The following is a 19992-nucleotide window of genomic DNA, read 5'->3' as shown; positions in this document are numbered from 1 at the left end:
GATGAATTGTATACGAGTAGGTTCAGGACCCACGCTGGTATTGGTGCATGGGTTTCTCAGTAGCCTGAGCTATTGGGAGAAACAGATTGAGTTGTTTTCAACACGTTTTGACGTAGTGGCCTTCGATTTACCCGGGTATGGCGGGAAAGCGCAGGAAACGGGATTGGACTCTATTGATGGGTTTGCCGATTTTGTATTGGGGAAGTTGGATGATTTGGGGATCGATTGCTTCCATCTTATGGGGCACTCGATGGGGGGCATGATTGCGCAGGAAGTGGCACTGAAAGCACGTGATCGCGTGAAAGGATTGGTGCTCTATGCGACGGGACCCATGGGCAACCTGCCGGGGCGATTCGAGTCGATTGATGACAGCATTGCCAGAGCGGAGAGTGAAGGCACAGAGCAAGTGGCAAGGGATACGGTGCGAACCTGGTTTTCTGACGGGGAAGCGGATCCTGATTTTTTAAGGGGAATGGCACTTGCTGAGCGTGTATCTACACAAACCTACATCAATGGTTTAAGGGCGATGGGAGGATGGCGTTCGGTCGAACGACTAAAACAAATCAACGCAAAAGCTCTGGTGCTTTGGCCCGACAGCGACCGCTCATACATGTGGGAGCAAACGGAGACGCTATGGCGTGGTATCACCGACGCAAATCTTGCCGTTGTTCCTCAGGCGGCGCACAACACCCATTTAGAAAAAGCGCGAATATTCAACTTGCTGGTTATCGACTTCTTACAAAGTGAGAAAGTGAAACAGCACCAGCTCATTAAAGAATAAATGAAGGCTGAATACTTATGTCTCAGTGCCTTGCGCACTGAGCTTGACGCTGTTCATCTTAGATTCCAATGAATAAGGACATACAACTATGCATCTATCTCGTTTCCCTCGTCTTCGTTTTGCACATTTGCCTACGCCGTTGGAGCCACTTTCGCGTCTGTCAGAAGTACTGGGCGGCCCGACGATTTGGATTAAACGCGATGATTGTACGGGTCTGGCGGGTGGCGGAAACAAAACCCGAAAACTTGAATTCTTAATGGCAGATGCAGTGGAAAAAGGTGCAGATACCATCATCACGCAAGGCGCGACACAAACTAACCATGGACGTCAGACTGCCGCCATTGCAGCTAAGCTCGGATTAGAATGTCACGTTTTGTTAGAAGACCGAACCGCGTCGGAAGACCCTGATTATGTGCTCAATGGTAATGTACTGTTGGACCAACTGTTTGAGGCGAAGCTGACAACCTATCCCGGTGGCACTGACATGAATGCGGCGATGGAAGCCGTCGCTGAAACGCTTCGTGCTGAAGGTAAAAAGCCTTACATCGTTCCGGGTGGTGGTTCCAACGCGATTGGTGCACTGGGCTATGCAAACTGCGCGTTAGAACTCGTCAGCCAAGCGAACGATCAAGGCTTGAAAATTGACCATTTGGTCACGGCGACGGGGTCTGCTGGGACCCAAGCAGGATTGGTGACAGGGCTTTGTGCTATCAACAGCCAAATTCCTTTGTTGGGTATTGGTGTGCGTGTGCCCCAACAACAGCAAGAGGACAATGTGTTTGCGCTGGCAGAAAAAACCTGTGCGTTGCTGGGTATTGAAGGGGTGGTGAAGCGCAGTGATGTGCAAGCCAATTGCGATTATGTTGGCGATGGTTATGGTATTCCGGCGGAAAGTACGTTGGAGGCCATTTCGCTGTTCGCGCGTTATGAAGGCATATTGCTTGATCCGGTTTATTCGGGAAAAGGAGCCGCTGGCCTAGTCGGTCTCATTCGTAGCGGCACATTTAGGAAAGACGAGAATATTGTGTTTTTGCACACAGGTGGGGCTCAGGCATTGCCTGGCTATCGTGAGGTGTTTGGGTTCGATAGTAGTATCAAATAAATGTAGATTGATAAAAACAGAGAACTCCAAAGAGCAGGTGAAATACAAACGTATTTCACCTCATATTTTATATTCCAGCACGTTTTGTTTAACGATTTTAAATCGAATGCATAATTGTTTTAGTAACTATCAACATTATTTGTGATGTTTTTACTTTTTAAAATAACTGTTCATATTGTCATTAGTTTGTAGTCAGTTCGTGGCTTCCAATATGTGCGTCTAAATTCTAAAAACTTAAACGCAGATACTTCTCTAACTCTCTGTTATTTGCGAATTAATTCACAGTGAATTTGTTTTTGTTGACAGTCAGTTGTGCATTAATTACCTCTCATATGTAGTCAATCATACCAAGTTTTCCGAGAAGCATATTAGTTACGCTTTTCAGGTTTTTGTAATCTAAATTTCTGTTATTAAAAGGGATGTGTATGAGAGCGAGAAGTGCTGTCGCGATGGCTGTCAGTGCCATTGTGAGTTTTTCAGGGAGCGCAATAGCGACTGATAGAGAATATGAAAACCGGTGGTTATTACCGGGAGACCCATTGGTGGAACATCAATGGAATTTGTTGAATGCAGGGCAGTCGGCGTTTGCTGCCAACGGAGGGAAAATTGGGTACGACTTGAACCTTTGGCAGACACATTTGTTTGGGCTTCAAGGACAAGGGGTCATTGTCGCAGTCGTCGATGACGGCCTTGAAATTGCGCACCCAGACCTTGCCCAAAATATTAAGCCTGGCTCGTGGGACTTGGTGAACAATGACGATGATCCAACACCGATTAGTCCTTACGATGCGCATGGCACGTCTGTCGCGGGGATCATTGCGGCAGCAGGAGGTAATCAGATTGGTGTTAGAGGCGTCGCGCCAAGGGCCGGATTAAAAGGCTTCAACTTTCTGGCAGAACAATCGTTGGGTAGCTGGTTAATTGCCCACGGTGCCGATACTCGCTCAAGTGATGTTCGTATCTTCAATCAGAGCTACGGCGGAAATGCGATATTTAGTTATCCTTATGATCTGGAAAACGACCTCGCTCTAGCAATGCAAGATGCGGTCTATGCGCAAAACAGTACCCTCTCTCATTCAGGCCGAGGCGCGCTATACGTCAAGTCTGCGGGCAATGGTTTTAACACTACTGCAATCATGATTGGCAATGGGATCTATAAGATCATGCCGAAAGATTATGGTTGGGTTGAGTCCCCTAACCAAGGTCTCCCATGGCAAAACAGCAACCTAGAGTCGAGCAACGCTAACTATTGGAACATGGTTATCAGTGCCATGAATGCGGATGGTGAACTGTCTTCATACTCTTCCGTGGGTAGCAATGTCTTTCTTACTGCACCTGCGGGTGAGTTTGGAAAGGATAAACCTGCACATATCACCACCGATCTCACAGGGTGTGAGCGCGGGTATAACCGCCTCGACACGGCGCAAAGCAATGGCTTGCATGGTGGAACCGCAGATGACCCAAATTGTAACTATAACGGCATCATGAACGGCACGTCCTCTTCTGCGCCTAATACCAGTGGTTCAGCGGCATTGCTGATGACATCGCGCCCTGATTTAACCCAACGAGACATTCGTCATTTGCTCGCCAAAACGGCCACCAAAATCGATCCAGAACAGGGCGACACGGTTATTTCGTACGTGACTGCGTCAGGGGCAACGAGAACGGTCGCGGCATTCGATGGTTGGGCGAAAAATGCTGGCGGCTATGACTTTAGTCCCTATTACGGATTTGGTCTGATTGACGTCGATAAAGCCATGTTTGAATCGCGTACTTACCAGCCGTTACCTCCGCAGAAAATCTCGGATTGGTCCGAAAACACACAGCAAGTGGCGATCCCCGATGCGGGCGACGGTAGCGTAGGAACTGATATCAGCATTGACAATGATTGGGTGGTTGAGGCTGTTCAGGTGAAAGTGGATATCAACCATGAACGTACTGGCGACTTGCTGATTGAGTTGATTTCACCGTCAGGCACCAGCAGTGTGTTGATGTCTCCCTATAACAGTATGATTGGCCGTTCACTCTACCAAGGCTTAGGGATCCCACTCGGTGATGAAGGGCGAGGGTACCGAGATCACCTGCTTCTAAGTCATAAATTCTATGGCGAACCCGCCGCAGGACAATGGAAGTTACGTGTCACTGATGTCAGCAAAGAATTTGATTATTGGGTTCTCCAGAATCGAGATAACGATGCTGAAATTTACTATTTCCCTAATCCAAACAATGTAGAGCAGGGTGTGTTGAATCATTGGTCTATCCGCGTGGTTGGCCATCAGGGATAAAGGAGAACGTTATGAAAATTAAAACTATTCTGCTCGTGAGCGCATTGTTTTCTGCGCCATCAATAGCTGATGTGAGTTCACCGGAGAACCTGACGTTTGAAAGACCGCAGGGCGAATCAGTCATGGTTAACGGGCAGGCATTTGTAAAGCAAGCTCCACAGCCGTTTTCATTGAAGCGTTTATTTGGAATTGAAGCTGCGCCAACGCTCTATGCCGGTGAGTTATTGTCAGATGCGTCTGGCTTAGTTTCTTATGAGGCCAGTGGTTTGATCCTTGCACGAACTGATGAGGAAACCGCAAAGAGATTGGCTAAGCAACATGGTCTGACAATTGTTTCAAATGTTGGCGGAATTTTCGTTTTTGATGCCCCAGCGAGTGAAGAGTTGTTGGCATTGAATGCGGCACTTCAAACCGCTGGGTTGAACACCCAACTTGAGATATTCAGTGAAAAGATGAAGCCGGAATAAAAAACAAAAGGCCTGAGCGATCAGGCCTTAGTCATCTCGTTTTAGGTGAGCTTAACGGTGGTGACTGCCGTGATCACAACCAAACACAGACCAGCTACTCTCATCCCATCCATGTCCCCAGTGACCGTCGAACGCATACGCTGTACCCATCAAACCGAAAGCAATCAACGCGCCAATTAGTATTTTTTTCATAAGGTTATTCCTTCTTCTAAGAGTGCGCCTAGTATCGCGATTCGTGGTGATTTTTGAAGGCGATTTACCCTCCTTTACATAAACCGTTGTTATCTATACAAACGAAGGGCAATCGGGTGCTAATTCGTAGTCAATCGTCAATTGCGTTCTCGTTTCAAGAACAATCATTTCTATTCAGTGCTGTTTTTCAGTCTACCGACAACCTTTATTGTTACCCCATCGAAACGAAACGGCTCGGGAGGCCATGATGGGATTATTGGTTGATGGTGTGTGGCGCACCGATTGGTATGACACGAGCAAAACCAGTGGCCGCTTTACGCGAAAAGCACCGAGCTTTCGCAATTGGATCACTCGCGATGGCAGTGCGGGTCCTTCTGGTGATGACGGATTTAAGGCAGAAGCTGGACGCTATCACTTGTATGTATCACTGGCGTGTCCATGGGCGCACCGTACCTTGATTTTTAGAAAGCTCAAAGGGCTTGAATCCATGATTTCAGTGTCGGTTGTGAATGCGTTCATGGGGGACGATGGTTGGACGTTTTTAGCGGGCGAGGATGTAGTTGAAGATAGTGTGAATGGTGCGAGCTACTTGCATCAGGTGTACACGACAGCATTGCCTGATTACACCGGTCGCGTCACGGTGCCCGTGCTTTGGGATAAGAAAACTCACACGATTGTGTCGAACGAGTCGTCGGAAATTATCCGTATGTTCAACTCCGCATTTGATGAGGTGGGCGCAACGAAGGGAGATTTCTATCCTGATTCGCTGCAAAGCGACATCGATGAGATGAACGAGTTCGTGTACCCGAACATTAATAATGGCGTGTATCGCGCAGGTTTTGCAACCACGCAGGAGGCTTACGATGAAGCAGTGGAAGATGTATTCAGCGCACTCGACAGACTGGAAACACATTTGGCAACGCATCGCTACCTTGTGGGCGGGCAGATCACGGAAGCTGATTGGCGCTTGTTCACCACCCTTATCCGATTCGATGCCGTATATGTCGGACATTTCAAGTGCAGCCGTCGCCGCATCAGTGAATACCCCAACCTGTACGGGTATGTCCGCGAACTTTATCAAATAGAAGGTATCGCGGAGACCGTAAACATTGACCACATCAAGGCGCATTACTACCGCAGCCATGAAACGGTTAACCCGACCCGCATTGTGCCGTTCGGACCAAAATTGGACTTTAGTGCACCACACCAACGTGAAGGTGTGGGAAGCACACAGTAAGGAGGCAAAAAATGGGAAAACTGATTGAAGGCCGCTGGCTTACTGATGATGAATTGCGAGAGTGGGAAACCCAGCAATATGCGGAAGCTAACGGTCGATTTGTTCGTGGTGTTGCCAAGTTCCGAAATTGGGTGACACCAAACGGCGAAGCGGGGCCCAGCGGAGAGGCAGGTTTCAAAGCCGAAGCCGATCGTTACCATTTGTTTGCCGCGTTGAATTGCCCGTGGGCACATCGCACCCTGATCTACCGCAAGGTGAAAGGCTTGGAAAATGTGATTGGTCTTTCATTGGTTGCGCCACTTCGTACCGAACAGGGCTGGGTGTTTGATAGGGAAAGCCCAAGGTTTACAGACAGCTTGTTAGGGCTAGATGCTATGCACCAACTGTACGTGAAGTCGAATCCTGACTTTACCGGGCGTGTGACTGTGCCAGTGCTTTGGGACAAGAAAACCCAAACTATTGTCAGTAATGAATCATCTGAAATCATTCGGATGTTCAACAGCGCATTCAATGAGATCACGGGGGACACGCAAGATTTCTGTGCAGAAGCATTGGTTGACCAAATTGATGAAACCAACGATTGGATCTTCAACACGGTTAACAACGGTGTCTACAAGGCAGGATTTGCTCGCACACAAGAAGCCTATGACGAGGCTGTGACTGTGTTGTTTGATTCGCTTGAAACCATTGAAGAAAGGCTAGGCAAGCAGCCATTTCTGCTGGGCGATGCAATCACGGAAGCGGACTGGCGATTGTTGCCAACACTGGTGAGATTTGATGTGGGGTACTTTACGGCCTTCAAGTGCAATCTGAAAGCTCTGCGTGATTACCCGAATATCTCGGCGTATCTGAAAGTATTAGTACAACAGCCAGGCGTGAGAGACACCATCGATGTAGATGTGTATCGCCGAGGCTATAACTCGAAAAGCCCGATGCGTAACCCACATGGCATTGTGCCTGTTGCGCCCTACGTGAGCTTTATGGACTGAACGTTACAAACGAAAACTACCGAAGCAAGGAGGAGTCACCATGTTGTTCTCAACGAAAAATACAGAAAGACGTTTTAATGCGGCAGCGGATATGTCTGCATTGGTTAACGATGAAATGCAGCGCGACAGTGCGTTCCACCCAAACCTCGGTGGTATCACGCAAGGTGGCATGTCGAACCATTACCCAATGACCATTATGTCCTTGCAAGGGCTCGGAGCCAACGACGACGAAGTCAAAGCCTTTCGCAGTACGTGGCCGCGATATCGTGCTCGCATTGAGGAAGATCTTAACTTCAAAGATACGGGTGAAGTGACCGAAGATAACTGGACCACATACCTTGGTCAGTCACAGTATCTGGCAGACTTTCAACGCCTGTTCTTTGATGGCTTAAACGGTGCGAATGATCAGACTGATTATTTGATGCAAGTGCTGGATAAGCTGCAATATGCGCTGCCAATGGGGCTATTCCATCCCGTTATTCGCCTGAGCTTTGCGCTGATGCACGGTGACAAAGGGTTGATTGCAGATGCGCTGGCTTACTGGGCAATTCGCTTTGAAGATATGTATCAGCGTGTATTGCCGCCGCGTACAGATCTCGCAACGCTGTCTATCAGTGCGGAAGATATGTGGCAAAAGGTGCATGCAGCGAAGCCTCAGGTCACCCGTTTTGGTGGTAGCTTGCGGATATGCGAAATACTGTGTTCAGACCCAGTATTGCAGGATTTAGCGATTGCTGATGCGTTTTTCATTACCGAAGAAAACATCGAACTGAAAATACGTGAAATCGGTGATCGGGCGATCAGTTTGTATTTGCATGAACCTGCACTTACCACGCTGCATGCCGTGACGAGTTATCAGGCACTTGCTGATATCACGCTACGTGTGCTGAGTGATGGGAATGCTCACCGCCTCTTGCTAGCTGAGCTTTGGCAACGCTACTGGATTTGGTTGACCGGGCTTTACATCGAAAAAGGATTCCCGAAAGCGTTCCCCAAACTGAGCGACGATTCACTGGATGATGTGCAAATCGCGCTGTGGGAAGACATCGCCAGTGGTATCTGTAAGGTGCCTGAAGTGCATGCAATCAAGATGGTATATAGCTGCAAGTGGCTTTACGAACACATAGATGCTAATCCGCTGTTTAAAGCGGCGGCGATTAATGTGTTGTCTGAGCACACCAACGTAAAGCCAGTGAGGCTGATTGGATAATTTGCAGATCTGCAAAAAAGAAAGAGCGGGCAATGCCCGCTCTTTGTGTTTGGATACGTTGATAATTTACATCTCTACAAGGCTTGTCATCGAGTCCAAAAAACCGAGAACACCACTCCCGTTTTTTCGTTCATCTGGTGATCTTTGAACACCTGCAGCCTCATAGCACTGTTCTATGATGTTATCTTCTGATATTTGCTTGCAGGCATTAAAAGATTGGGTCGCTAATTTGTTGTTATTTTGTTCCCTATAAGCTCGTATGTACTCTGGGTAGAAAGGCATTTCCACCCCCAATGATTTTGAGCCTATATCCAGCACATCCTTAGCGCGTTTGGGCTTGCCTACAGATCGATACGCTTGTGCTGCTAAATTGAAGGTTTGAATGGAGGCATAGTCCCAGTGCTTAATTAGGTTCAAGTTCGCAAGTGCTTTGGAAGAGTTGCCTTGTTTAAGGCGAACTGTATAAAACGCTAATCTAGGATAGGGGTGGTATTTGGTTTTACCTCTCACTGCTTTCTTAGCTAGCTTTTCAGCTTGTTCAATATTGCCCGCTTCGATTGCTCGAAATGCCTCAGAAGCGAACCAATAATTCTCAGTTATGGCTATACTGCTACCGGAGTTTAGGTTCTTTTCAAGCGAGCGTTCATCCAATCTTCTCTTGCGTTCTTTTCTGTATTCACGTTTTACATAATGTGCGAGATCGATTTCGCGTTCTTCGGGGGAGTTATGTCTGTCAGCAAAGCTCTGCAGTAGACGCGTCGACGCCTCATTTGCGGCCATATAAAGTAGCGTTTCAGTATTTAGCCCAGATATTTTTTTATTGGCTTCAGATGCCATACTGACAAAGCTTTGGAAGTCTTGTTTCTTTGCAGCTAGCTGTGCTTCGTTGAACGTTTGACTGCTGGCCATACGCTGCATAACATCTTGGTAAGCTGAAGGGGAGTATCCTGCTTTGGCGATCAAATCTATAGCCATCAAGTCAGATTCATCTTCGTCAGATCGGCTCATTGATGAGCTAATTATATCTCGACTGAGTCTGTTGATGGTCAACCCAGTACGATAGATGTCGCCGACTTGGCCTGCTGTTTCTTCAGAGGTGACAAAGTTTACTTTCAAACCAGTTGTGGTTTTAGTCGTATTTACATCCTGTAAACTCGCCGTCACCATTGCGACGTTTGCGGCTTTGGATACCAGTGCTTTTTGCTTAGCAAAATATTCATTGGTTTCATTGTGTTTGAGCAGAATGTGCGATAGTTCGTGGGCAATAATAAATGCAATCTCATCTTCTGACTCAGCATCTGCCAGTACACCGAGTGAAATCATAATGGTGTCGTTGCTAGCACTTGCTGTGTACGAGCGATCAGTGGTGATTGAAAGATAAACTGGATTTGGCAGTTCCTTTCCCCAAGCAATTACCACCCTGTCGAGTATTTTATTTAGGTATTTGTGAGCGTAAGGGTTTCTCATTAAGTCTTTGTCTGATGCCGCACGGATACCAGAGATTGAGACGTCGTTCTCTTGCGGTTGCTTGTTAGCTGTTTTGCTTGAGTCTGTGTTTTCTATCTCTTTCTCTTTGTTGGTTTCTTGTTCAATGAATTTCCCATCAAAGGATTCGTAAGTGCTACCTGTAAGGGTTGCCAGCCCACATCCTGACAGCAATAGTAGAGTGGCTACTGGTATGAAAGCTTTTAAAAGCATCTAGCATCCCTCCCCAAGTCCATAAGTGGCAAAAACTTCTTTATCACTTTTCCGCGAAATTTTCTGGTTAGTGCAGATTACGGATGCCTCTGCTTTCCTATTTAGCTCGACTTCTGTTTGGTGAACCCACTTCTCCTGTTGTTCTACGACAAACTTCAACATTCCTTCATTCTTGTCATAACCGACTACCGGAATGGCTTTTTTTTGTGGGTCGGGTAATGTTTTGGTTTCCACATCTAAACAGTTGTAATTTTCGTCACATATTTCTACTTCACTCATCAGGAATTTTAATATTTTTACATCGTCGTCAGCGGCAATGGCCTGAGTTAGCGGTACAACTAAAGATGCTACTGCAATAAAGATATATTTCATTTTGCCTCCTTGAAAATGACATTTTGTTTGCGTTTAACTCTTCGTTTTACCAAAAGAAATCTGACCTTCGATTTTCTGACTGCTACTTTATTAATGACCTGCATTCGTTTCTTTAATGACTCCAACATGAAATAGAAGAAAATAGGTATATCGAGAATAAGAATGAGTGGAAGTGCGTACCAATTTGATACCCCTATATCTAAAAGCTGGTCGGAAAATAGGATAGTTAGCAAGATCAAAAGAGAAACAAATATGACTGGCTTTAAACCTGATAACAGACTTTCTTGAGAAGCATCATTGGTTTCCAAATGTGAATATCGGTACCAAATAACGGTAAATAGAACACTGATTTGTATAGCAATTTCGAAGATGTCAGCAATACTGAGGTTAAAGAATCCCGTTGAAGCAGGGACATTCCAATAATTTTCTCCTTTTTCAAGAAGGTTTTCGAGTGCCATAGCGTGATTATAAACGCCGGGAAGCTTTCCATGCACAGGAGAAATTACAGTGTCTGTACCACCACTTAAGTGGTAACCAAAAAGTACTAAACGGCCTTGGATTGCTTCTTTCAGTATCGGGGATTTTGACGCCCCAGGTTGAATCAAAGAGTGGGCAGAAATCGTCAGCACAGGTGGGCATTTATTTCGAAGCTTATCATCTAGTTTTTCTTCAGGTATCAGGCCTTGCACCAATAGCGTCCACAGTGTTTCAAACATACTTCCGATGTTGCTTTTAGGTAATGCGTTGCAGGCTTCACCTACATATCTGAACTTGTTCTGATGAGAGTCAAATTTATTGGTCCATTGGATTACCATTGAGTTTTCATATGAACTATTCGTTTGGTTTTTCTGGCATTTCAAAGCCATCTTTTCACAATAGACACGATATAGTGCGAGAGCTGCAGAAGGTATGTCTTGCTCATAAGCAGTAACAGACAATGGATAATAATGTTTTTCTCCACTCCAAGACACAGAGACAAACGTGGAAACTGCATTTAATTGACTTCGTATGGAGTCTGGGTTTTTTAAGCGCGTGGGTGAATCATACTCAGGGTCGCTTGCCATAAAAACTGGGAAGTTGGTTTTATCTAGTGTTTTTAGCCAACGCTCAAATCGATCTGAATGTTTATGATGTTGAAGAATGTCAAAAAAAACGGCGTTAGGTTGATGATACCCCGTGACTTTTAATAGTCTGGAAAGGTTTGTGTAATTTACGGGGAAGCGTTCTGTTTTTTCTAAAAATGCTTCATCGATCAGAATGACGGTTACTTTATTAGATACTTTCTCGCTAAAAAATGGCGAAAGTAGGCGTAGTATATGATCTTCATAGTGTTTTTCCGCAGAAACCCTAATCCCTAGCGGGTCTATGACAAACATCGCTATGATACATACGCTTGTAAATAAGGTTTTTAGAAAAACAGACATGTTATTCGTGAGTAATTGACAGTAAGTAAAAACTTAGGTCAACGTCACCAATAATTTCATATTGGATATATAAATTACTGCTCGCAATCTGACTTCTGATTCTTGTTTGATTTATCAATTACACCCAACTGATAAGACAGTCAAAATTTGCAGTTTAGAAGCCAAAAAAAGAAAGAGCGGGCAAAGCCCGCTCTTCGTGTTTTAACGCAACCAAAAATCAGCGTTTTTGCTTTTTCGCCAAGCTGGTCAGATCGAAATCGAATTCGTCTGGGAAAAGTACAACGCCTTCCAAATCAGTGTTCGGGAATGCCACGATAGACAATTCGTCATCCAGCAGGCCATTGGTCCAGCGGCTGTGCCATTTGTTCAGGCCAATCGCTTCTGGTTTACAGTGTTCCCACTCGCCCGTTGCCCACTCTTGCGCGAACTCTTCGTTTGGCCATACTGGCACACAGTCTTCTTCTTCTGTGTTCAGCATTACGCAGCCGTGTTCGTCGGTCAGGATCCAAATTTCACGGTTCTCAACGACTTCTTTCACCAAGTATTTGTAACGCTGGTCAACGTCGAGTTTCAGGATTTCTGCAATGCGATCCTGAGTCAATGTCTTTGCCATTTTGAATTTCCACACGGGCTATAAAAGTAGTGAGAGAGTATATCAGAAGCCATAGAAAGGGGAGAGCGTTCACTTCGTCTGCGCAGGTGCTCAAAAATGGACTGATCCATCTCACTCGTTGAATGAGATTGTGATAGTTTGTTTTCAACTCATTGAAAGGATTCATTTCGTTGAAAAAGCTCTCTTTCGTTGCGCTGTTTGCCTTCGCCCTAATGGGATGTGAGTCTGACTCCTCGCTAACACCCAAAGTGGAAACGTATCATTCTGGATACCACGCCTCATCATCATTGGCTGCGTTTTTTAAGGCTGAAGAAAATATCCCCCCGAACTACTCTGGTTTTTTTCCGCTTCAAACAGGGCATGATGCGCTGCTGACTCGACTCGCTATGATTGAGTCAGCGTCGCATTCTCTCGACGTGCAGTACTACATTTTCAGGGACGACGAAACGAGCCAACTTTTGATATGGCGAATCTATGAAGCCGCTGAACGTGGTGTGAAAGTTCGTCTTCTCTTGGATGATATGCAAAGCAGAAAAGACAGCGACATTGCTTATCTTAACGCACACCCGAATATCGAAGTGCGCTTATTCAACCCTCATCAATATCGATATCTTCGTATGCTTTCTTGGATCACCGACGGAGATCGCTTAAACCGCCGTATGCACAATAAATCCATGACGGCTGATGGCGTTGTGTCCGTTGTTGGTGGCCGGAACATCGGCAATGAATACTTCTCGTTTAAATCGGACGTTGAGTTCGGCGATTTTGATGTGTTGATGAACGGTCCTGTCGTTGAGGAAACACAAGTCCAATTTGATACGTATTGGAACAGCCGATTTTCAGTGCCAATGGCGTGGATTCAAAAGAGTGATCGAGTGCCAAGCCGGGAAGATATCGCCAAGTGGCGCAAAGTGTCTGAAATTGAGCACCAGTTCACCAGTGATACGTATAACTTTGAAACCTTGTCATTGTACGAAGACATACGTAACAACCACATTGCGCTGAACTGGGGGGACGCGCAGTTATTGTATGACTTGCCAGAAAAGGTCGACAATGGACAAAGCCAGATGATCGATGGCCTCGTTGAACTATTGGTTAACGTAGAGCACACGGCGGTGATCGTTTCACCGTATTTTGTACCCACCGAAGTAGGGACACAGGCACTGGTTAATGCAGCGGAACGAGGCAAGCAAATTGTGATCCTGACTAACTCGTTGGCATCAAACGATGTGTTTGCGGTTCATGGTTGGTATGCCAAATACCGTAAAGAATTGATTGAGGCGGGTATTGAGCTTTGGGAAATGAAAGCCAAGGCTAAAATTGAGCACCAGTGGAGTGTGACGGGCAGCAGTCGTTCTAGCCTTCACGCGAAGGTCATGATGCTTGATGACCGAAAACTGTTTGTGGGGTCAATGAACATGGACCCTCGTTCCGCGGATCTAAATACTGAAATGGCAGTGGTGTTTGACCATCCTGAATACGTTTTAAAGGCGAAGCAAGGCTTGGAAGGATTGCTGGTCACCAGTGCTTACAAGCTGGAAATCGAAGACGATGAACTGGTGTGGCGAGACGTAGGCACAGGGGAGGTATTTGACTCAGAGCCAGATGCTGGATTCTTGCTAAGAAGCGGGGCTTGGCTGAGCGGTTTGTTGCCAATTGAAAATTGGCTGTGATGTTTCACGTTTTCAAACGAACCTTAAACCGACGCATAAGCGTCGGTTTTTGCGTTTTAAGAGGTTAACGCATGGTCATGTGTATCGCGTTGGTAGAGCAAGCAATTCGGCACTGTGCGCAACCACTACAGGTGTCAGCATTTATCTCAATGCCGCGAGGCGTCAGCGTGATGGCTCCATGGGGGCATGCCGCTGAGCAATCATCGCACTCAGCACCGACTTGACGAATACACATGCCAGACGCTATCGCTTTTGCACCTGTCGATGTTGTTGACGATGCAAGTGCCAAGGTAGGACAGGCACGTTGGCATTCACCGCATTCGTTGCAGCCATTGGCATCGAGGGCCAGTTCAGGCAGGCCGCTGAAAAGGCCAATGATATGCTGCGGACAGGCTGCGACACATTCACCGCATTGGTTACAAAGCCTTACTAACAATGCATCTTCTACCGCGGTGGGTGGGCGAGGTGCAGAGCGAGTAGCAACCACCGTGGCGGACGCTTTCATCGGTTTGCTAACACCTGACCAAAGTCCTCGGAATAACCCCCTACGGCTGCATTGCTGAATGTTTAACTGCGCATGGTAATAGCGCTCATCTTTTTCTCTCATAACCGGATAACAGCCTTGGATTTGACGATACAGGGATTGGGGCACTGCGTTGAAAAAAGCCGGGGGTGGCGACAAAGCCGCGACTCAGCAAATTTTGTTCGGACAATGCGGCGGATTCTACTACTTCAAAGGCTTGCGCGGTATCGGGATAGGATGAATTCGAGAAAAAATACGCCCATTTTACCTTCTATCTAGGAGTCCTTAACGTGAGGGTGGAGAGGGGAGGACTAAGGTGCAAAGAACACGATGGCGGTGTAATGCCCAGACGCGTGAGGCAACGAAGATATGTAAATCTGAAAGCACTTGTCTTTATCGCGACCATAGTCAGTCAAATGCACTTGATGGGGGGTTTCGCTGAGTGCGATACGATCAATTTCGAGAACGGTATTTTGGGAAAATAGCAATTCAAGGTTCAGCAAGCTTGTTGATTTTTTCTTTGCAAGCGTGAGGGCGTATCGGCTCGCGCGGATTATATTTCCATTTTTTATCAATAAACTACCGTAATCACAACGTTCGTAGTATAGCGAGTTTTCTATGTCATTTTCGAGAGACTTAATTTCATTATTTTTTATTTTTGTTATGTCTTGATTTATTTCAAATGCTCCTAGAAATTCATTGTGAGAATTATAAAGTGGGGCTGCATAGGAAAAAATGGTTTTTAAATTTCCGTCGAGCGATTTTATTGTCATTACGACAGGTTCGGTGGCTTCTTTCAGTTCAATTGCTCGAGCGAGTGGCCGTTCTGACGCCTCCAATTGATGGCCATCACTCGTGCTCCAACTCTGTGTATTTAGGTAATGTTCAAGCTTTGAAAATGTAGAGCCGCCCCATATACGCTCAGCCTCTGGATTAGTAAGGTTGATGATGCCGTTTTCGTCTGCTCCCCAAAAGCCAACAGGAATAGTTTCTAGAATGCGCCTAAGCAGTAGTTCTTTTTTTTCCAGTGCGTTTTCAACTTCTTTTCTTGTGGTGATCTCAGAGCAAATTCCAATCACCTTGGTTGGCCTTCCTGACGCATCAAAATAGAGTTTAGCCTTAGAGTTAAACCACTTGAGAGCACCTTGAGATGTTTCAGAGGAAAAATCCCATGTGTGGGGTTCATCAGCCCCAAAGACCGAAAGCAATTCTTCGATAGACATGTCGGCATAAGGCAGCATGCAGTTAGGCAGGTTATTTTCTTCTACGCCAAAGAAGTCAGACGCATTCGATGAGCAGTCGACAGAGCCAGTAAGTACATTCCACTCCCATGTAATAATATCAGCCATCTCAAGGGCTTGGCTCATCCTCGCTTCGCTGTCCATGATTTGGTTTAGATATTCACGGCGGCTGTCTTTTGCGTTGGTATCCCCATTCGGTATTTGTTGAAGGCTTTCTATCGCCTCATCACCATATCGTAGCCATATCCAATTAACGTCTAAGTATTGGGCGAGGCTTCTGAGGTTGCTGTATTCGATCTGCCCGCCTTTGGTCCAGCGATTAACAGAAGGGATCGATGTTCCAATGGCATGTGCAACTTGTGCCTGTGTTTTTTTCTGTTTTCTCAGCAAGGATTTCAAACGTTCGCCGAAGTTGTTGTGTTCCATCACTGTCCTCAAGCGGCATCATCGAAGATTAGCAAAATAAAATATTAGCATGAAGTATTGGATATTAAAGGACTATTTCATATTGAGTAATATATTACTTGACGAGTAATTTTTTTAATTATATAGATTGTCATACGGTTTAGATGGATATTTACTATGAAATTAAAAGCATAAAAAAGGCTTATTTATTACTGGAGATAGTTATGAAAATAAGTGTAATCATGGCGTTATGTTTTAATTTTGTTGCGGCGAGCACGTTTGCGCATGGCGTTGAAGTGCCCACGGATAGCAAAAGTCTCAAAATATTTAAAGATGTCACATCAATGCAAATTGCTTCAATGAACGAGCCAGGTGTAAACGCATATTTTGAAGATATTGTCGGCTCTTCAGATCCTAACGCCCCAATTTCTTGCGGTATTTTCAAAATGGAAAAGGGCAAACCGCTTGTTTATACCTACGACTATGACGACAGCAAAATAATTTTGGATGGCCATATTTATTTCTCCGATGGCAGCCAAACCGTTAAAGGCGAAAAAGGTGACGTTCTGTTCTTCCCTAAAGGGTCAACAATCACATTCTCGACGGATGATTCTGGACTCGCATACGCCTGCGGCCAAAGGAAGTTGTTCTAGATAACATGAGAAATATCACTAGAAACAGGACATTAGGGAGAGAAGGACATGAAAGTATCCCTAGCACAATCTACCTTTGCTGTAATGACATCCCTTGCACTAGGAGGTAACGCACTCGCCAACCAAAACCTGACTGATCTGACTAACAATGACCCCTTTTTCTACACCAGCGATCAAAACATCGCGGCAGATAACAACTTGAAAGTCTTGTTAGGCGTAGGGCGCCCGAACCGGACTCATTCGCAAATTCCGCATCTTCCCGTGTATATGGGATACATGAACACCAACTCGACGTACCGCTTCGTCAATATCATGGAACAAGTGTTTACCATGGTAGGTGAAGGCAAGCACGGTTTATGGCGGGTTCATGAAAGTGGAAATGTAAGACTCTATCGACGACGTGGTGCAGAAGGCTTACTGGCGGATAGTGATTTATACGCCGAAGATTCCGTCAGACAAATAGGTAATCAATATGGCTACTATTTGGAGGATGAAAGCTGGTCTGGCTATAAGTATCCCGATCAAAAATTGAGTGAAAGCGGCCACCTTAACTATATTGACCTTCCTATTTCTCACCCCATTTTTAACGGTAAATATGTTAATCACGAGCCAATTGATCTCTCTAATTGGTACTGCACCATGTCTGCCAATGACTATCCGTATGCCAAAAAGGCAATGGATTTTGCATTCAGCCAAGATGGTGCGAATCAGATAGGTCCTTTGGGTAAGCGCGCAGGGCTGGATGTCACCGAAAATTACCTCAATGTTCTCCGTCTTGACCATTTCCCGGATGCGAATACCTGGATTAATACCGGTCAGGAAGGCAAAGACGCGTCTCACGTCGAGTGGAAAGCAATCGACCCGTCCAAAACGAAGGTGGAATATTACCTGGTAGAGCGAACATTTTTTAATAAGCCATACCTGTTTGTGACGGCGGTTTATGACAATGTGAACAATGACGACCATCAGTATGTCAGGCCTGATGGCGACTATTACGCTTCCTTGTCTGACCCGAGTACGCTGAAAAACAAAGTTACGATGACGCCTCGCTTCAACTTGTTAGGCGGCGGTGAAGGGCAGGCGATAGGTTTACCTATTTATGGTGTTCATCACCCCAATCGTGCAGTGTTTGGGGCTGGCGGTGCGTGTCCATTAAAGGGAGGAGATTGGGGGCGTTATCCCGACACCTCAGGTGGTGCAGGCTGGCCAACTCAATATGAGGAAGTCACTCCACTTTGCGATGCTGTACTTGTCGACATTAAATTCTTTACCAATCTGGATGGGCGTCCTTGGACGGACGATAGCAAATATTTAGCAAATGCCGGATTTGGTACGGAAACGGTGACCTACAAAATGCAGCCAGGAGAGTATGGCGTTTTCACTGATCCCTATAACACGTCCAGAGGGATTAAAAACCCAGATAGCCAACAGGTCCCTGAACAGCTAACACTCACTTACTCCGCGGTGCCTGAACCCGTTGGATACAACGAACCACCTAAAGGCAATGCGATGTTAGGGATGATCCCTAGCGAACAAAGCACGTGTCGTCCGGTTATTACGCAATAACTGAAGCGAGAAAAAGAGCGAAGGTAGGAGCGGGTATGCAGTTAACGCCCGCTTTTTTTCTGCGCTATTTTATCGTTCCGCTGAGTAGATCTGGGTGGCGAGAAAGTAACGTGGTAATGAGATTTTCCGCTTTGATGACCCCATCGCCACTGTTTAACAGCCTTTCAGGAGGCTGCACGATATTAACCGTGTGGATGATAGAGGTGGGTGAGCGGCTCATAAACCAAATCTCATCCGCGAGCATGACCGCCTCGCGGATATCGTGTGTCACAAACACCATGGTGGATTGTTGACGTTGCCAGAGGGCCAACAATTGTTGCCTAAGCTGGTTTGCCGTTGGAGCATCGAGTGAGGTAAATGGCTCGTCCAAGAGCAACAAATCAGGATTGTAAACAAAGGCGCGAGCGATACTGACCCTGCGTTGCATGCCGCCAGACAGTTCGGCGGGGTAACTATGCCGTTTATCAAGCATACCCATCGCCTCAAGGGTGTCCTTGATGTTGGGGTTATTCTTTCCACAGATAAGAGCGAGGTTCTCTTCTGTGGTCAACCAAGGCATTAGCCTCGGGGTTTGAAAAATATAGCCAATTCGAGGCGTCTCGCTGTCTTGGTTTTCAAAACGTATGTCTCCTTCAATGGCATGTTCAAGCCCAGCAATCATATTCAATAGTGTTGACTTACCGCAGCCAGAAGGGCCAATGATGGCAGTGATCTTTCCGGGTTGTACATGACCGACTAAGCCTTTAATGACCTCGGCACCACAGGGGTATGCTTTGTGATTGATGTTGAGCGCGATTGATATCAAATTCGCCCCCTTTGCACCACGTTGTCTAATGGCCGGAAGAGCAAGGCTTCGAGCAAAAAAATCACGGTGACGAAGGCGAGGGTGTAAGCGAGAATGCCAGCGATATCGAAAAATTGGAACATGGTATGCAACTTAAATCCAACGCCGTTGCTTCGCCCTAATAGCTCTACGACCAATACAATTTTCCAGATAAGTGATAAACCGGTTCGTGCTGATGCCATGATGTAGGGGTAGAGTTGAGGCAGAAAAACGTTAAAGAAGCGCGAGGAAGGCGAAAGCCGAAAGACGGTGGCGACGTCCATTAAATCCTCATTTATCATTCTTGCACCCTCACGGATCATGGCGACGACGGTCGGGATTTTGTTGAGGGCGACGGCGGTAACCGCCGCTGCTTCGACAAGGCCAATTGTCAAATAACAAAGCAAAATGGTGACAAGGGCTGGAATATTCAACGTTAGGATGAGAAGAGGGTCAGACAGCTCATTCAGCTTAGGGAATCGCCCCATCATGATGCCAAAAATTACCCCGAGTACCATAGAGATGATAAAGCTCAGAAAAACGCGCCAAAGCGTCATGCCGAGGTGATAGAGCATCTGCTCGTTAACGAGTTCGAAGATCAAGGCCTCGTAAACCTGATGGGGTGTTGGGTATTCGGCACTGTTGACCAACATGGCTGACCACTGCCATGCAATCAGCAGTAAAAACGGCAATATAAGGCGTTTGGGACGGGGCAAGTGCACGCGTTTGCGATTCCTT

19 protein-coding genes are annotated in these 19992 nt (G+C 46.2%); 10 read left to right on the top strand and 9 right to left on the bottom strand.

The genetic code is table 11. From position 1 onward, the window contains the following. The first annotated feature begins 1 nt into the window (after position 1). From LRP49_RS07925 to LRP49_RS07910, 4 genes are all read left to right on the top strand, one after another. Complete coding sequence (locus LRP49_RS07925) at positions 2-781, top strand: alpha/beta fold hydrolase (protein ID WP_274141453.1); 780 nt, start codon at positions 2-4, stop codon at positions 779-781. A gap of 88 nt (positions 782-869) precedes the next feature. Continuing rightward, positions 870-1883: a D-cysteate sulfo-lyase gene (gene cuyA / locus LRP49_RS07920; RefSeq protein ID WP_274141451.1), complete on the top strand. Its 1014-nt coding sequence runs from the start codon at positions 870-872 to the stop codon at positions 1881-1883. 425 nt (positions 1884-2308) lie between these two features. Beyond that, entirely contained in the window at positions 2309-4168 is a 1860-nt protein-coding gene (locus tag LRP49_RS07915; RefSeq protein ID WP_274141450.1) for a S8 family serine peptidase, read from the top strand. A gap of 11 nt (positions 4169-4179) precedes the next feature. Next, entirely contained in the window at positions 4180-4635 is a 456-nt protein-coding gene (locus LRP49_RS07910) for a hypothetical protein (protein ID WP_274141448.1), read from the top strand. Between the two features lie 51 nt (positions 4636-4686). Here LRP49_RS07910 and LRP49_RS07905 read toward each other — a convergent pair whose 3' ends face one another. Next, entirely contained in the window at positions 4687-4827 is a 141-nt protein-coding gene (locus LRP49_RS07905; RefSeq protein WP_274141446.1) for a hypothetical protein, read from the bottom strand. Between the two features lie 247 nt (positions 4828-5074). On the opposite strand from LRP49_RS07905, the gene LRP49_RS07900 reads away from it, so the two are divergent. From LRP49_RS07900 to LRP49_RS07890, 3 genes are read left to right on the top strand one after another with little or no spacing between them, the layout of a single operon-like run. Then, positions 5075-6064, top strand: a complete 990-nt coding sequence (locus LRP49_RS07900) for a glutathione S-transferase family protein (RefSeq protein WP_274141595.1) — start codon at positions 5075-5077, stop codon at positions 6062-6064. An 11-nt stretch (positions 6065-6075) separates the two neighbouring features. Continuing rightward, positions 6076-7053, top strand: a complete 978-nt coding sequence (locus LRP49_RS07895) for a glutathione S-transferase family protein (RefSeq protein ID WP_274141444.1) — start codon at positions 6076-6078, stop codon at positions 7051-7053. 40 nt (positions 7054-7093) lie between these two features. Further along, positions 7094-8263, top strand: a complete 1170-nt coding sequence (locus LRP49_RS07890; RefSeq protein ID WP_274141442.1) for a questin oxidase family protein — start codon at positions 7094-7096, stop codon at positions 8261-8263. Positions 8264-8329: 66 nt separating this feature from the next. Here LRP49_RS07890 and LRP49_RS07885 read toward each other — a convergent pair whose 3' ends face one another. The 4 genes from LRP49_RS07885 to LRP49_RS07870 form a co-directional block, all read right to left on the bottom strand. Further along, positions 8330-9961 (bottom strand): M48 family metalloprotease, encoded by a 1632-nt coding sequence (locus LRP49_RS07885; RefSeq protein WP_274141440.1) that lies wholly within the window; start codon positions 9959-9961, stop codon positions 8330-8332. Next, complete coding sequence (locus tag LRP49_RS07880) at positions 9962-10333, bottom strand: hypothetical protein (RefSeq protein WP_274141438.1); 372 nt, start codon at positions 10331-10333, stop codon at positions 9962-9964. Further along, a complete protein-coding gene (locus LRP49_RS07875) occupies positions 10330-11757 on the bottom strand; it encodes a CHASE2 domain-containing protein (protein WP_274141426.1) in 1428 nt (475 codons plus the stop codon). The genes LRP49_RS07880 and LRP49_RS07875 overlap by 4 nt, the downstream gene beginning before the upstream one ends. Before the next feature lie 217 nt (positions 11758-11974). Beyond that, complete coding sequence (locus LRP49_RS07870) at positions 11975-12370, bottom strand: DUF2750 domain-containing protein (RefSeq protein WP_274141425.1); 396 nt, start codon at positions 12368-12370, stop codon at positions 11975-11977. Between the two features lie 212 nt (positions 12371-12582). Between LRP49_RS07870 and LRP49_RS07865 the strand changes: the two genes are divergently transcribed. Beyond that, a complete protein-coding gene (locus LRP49_RS07865; protein WP_420791532.1) occupies positions 12583-14043 on the top strand; it encodes a phospholipase D family protein in 1461 nt (486 codons plus the stop codon). Between the two features lie 64 nt (positions 14044-14107). Here LRP49_RS07865 and LRP49_RS07860 read toward each other — a convergent pair whose 3' ends face one another. Continuing rightward, complete coding sequence (locus LRP49_RS07860; protein WP_274141423.1) at positions 14108-14650, bottom strand: 4Fe-4S dicluster domain-containing protein; 543 nt, start codon at positions 14648-14650, stop codon at positions 14108-14110. Positions 14651-14877: 227 nt separating this feature from the next. Beyond that, positions 14878-16233 (bottom strand): PAS domain S-box protein, encoded by a 1356-nt coding sequence (locus LRP49_RS07855; protein ID WP_274141422.1) that lies wholly within the window; start codon positions 16231-16233, stop codon positions 14878-14880. Positions 16234-16376: 143 nt separating this feature from the next. On the opposite strand from LRP49_RS07855, the gene LRP49_RS07850 reads away from it, so the two are divergent. Then, complete coding sequence (locus tag LRP49_RS07850) at positions 16377-16865, top strand: cupin domain-containing protein (RefSeq protein ID WP_274141421.1); 489 nt, start codon at positions 16377-16379, stop codon at positions 16863-16865. 48 nt (positions 16866-16913) lie between these two features. After that, the gene (locus tag LRP49_RS07845) at positions 16914-18431 is read left to right on the top strand and encodes a hypothetical protein (protein ID WP_274141420.1); all 1518 of its coding nucleotides are present in this window, start codon (positions 16914-16916) and stop codon (positions 18429-18431) included. Between the two features lie 64 nt (positions 18432-18495). Here LRP49_RS07845 and LRP49_RS07840 read toward each other — a convergent pair whose 3' ends face one another. Both LRP49_RS07840 and LRP49_RS07835 read right to left on the bottom strand, forming a co-directional pair. Beyond that, positions 18496-19236: an ABC transporter ATP-binding protein gene (locus LRP49_RS07840; RefSeq protein WP_274141419.1), complete on the bottom strand. Its 741-nt coding sequence runs from the start codon at positions 19234-19236 to the stop codon at positions 18496-18498. After that, positions 19233-19976: an ABC transporter permease gene (locus LRP49_RS07835; protein ID WP_274141418.1), complete on the bottom strand. Its 744-nt coding sequence runs from the start codon at positions 19974-19976 to the stop codon at positions 19233-19235. Before LRP49_RS07835 ends, LRP49_RS07840 begins: the two co-directional genes overlap by 4 nt. Between the last annotated feature and the right edge of the window lie 16 nt (positions 19977-19992).

It is taken from the genome of Enterovibrio qingdaonensis, from assembly GCF_028683135.1.
Classification (GTDB): Bacteria; Pseudomonadota; Gammaproteobacteria; order Enterobacterales; family Vibrionaceae; genus Enterovibrio; species Enterovibrio qingdaonensis.
Note: the sequence above shows the minus strand (reverse complement) of the source record. Positions and strands in the feature narration are given on the sequence as shown.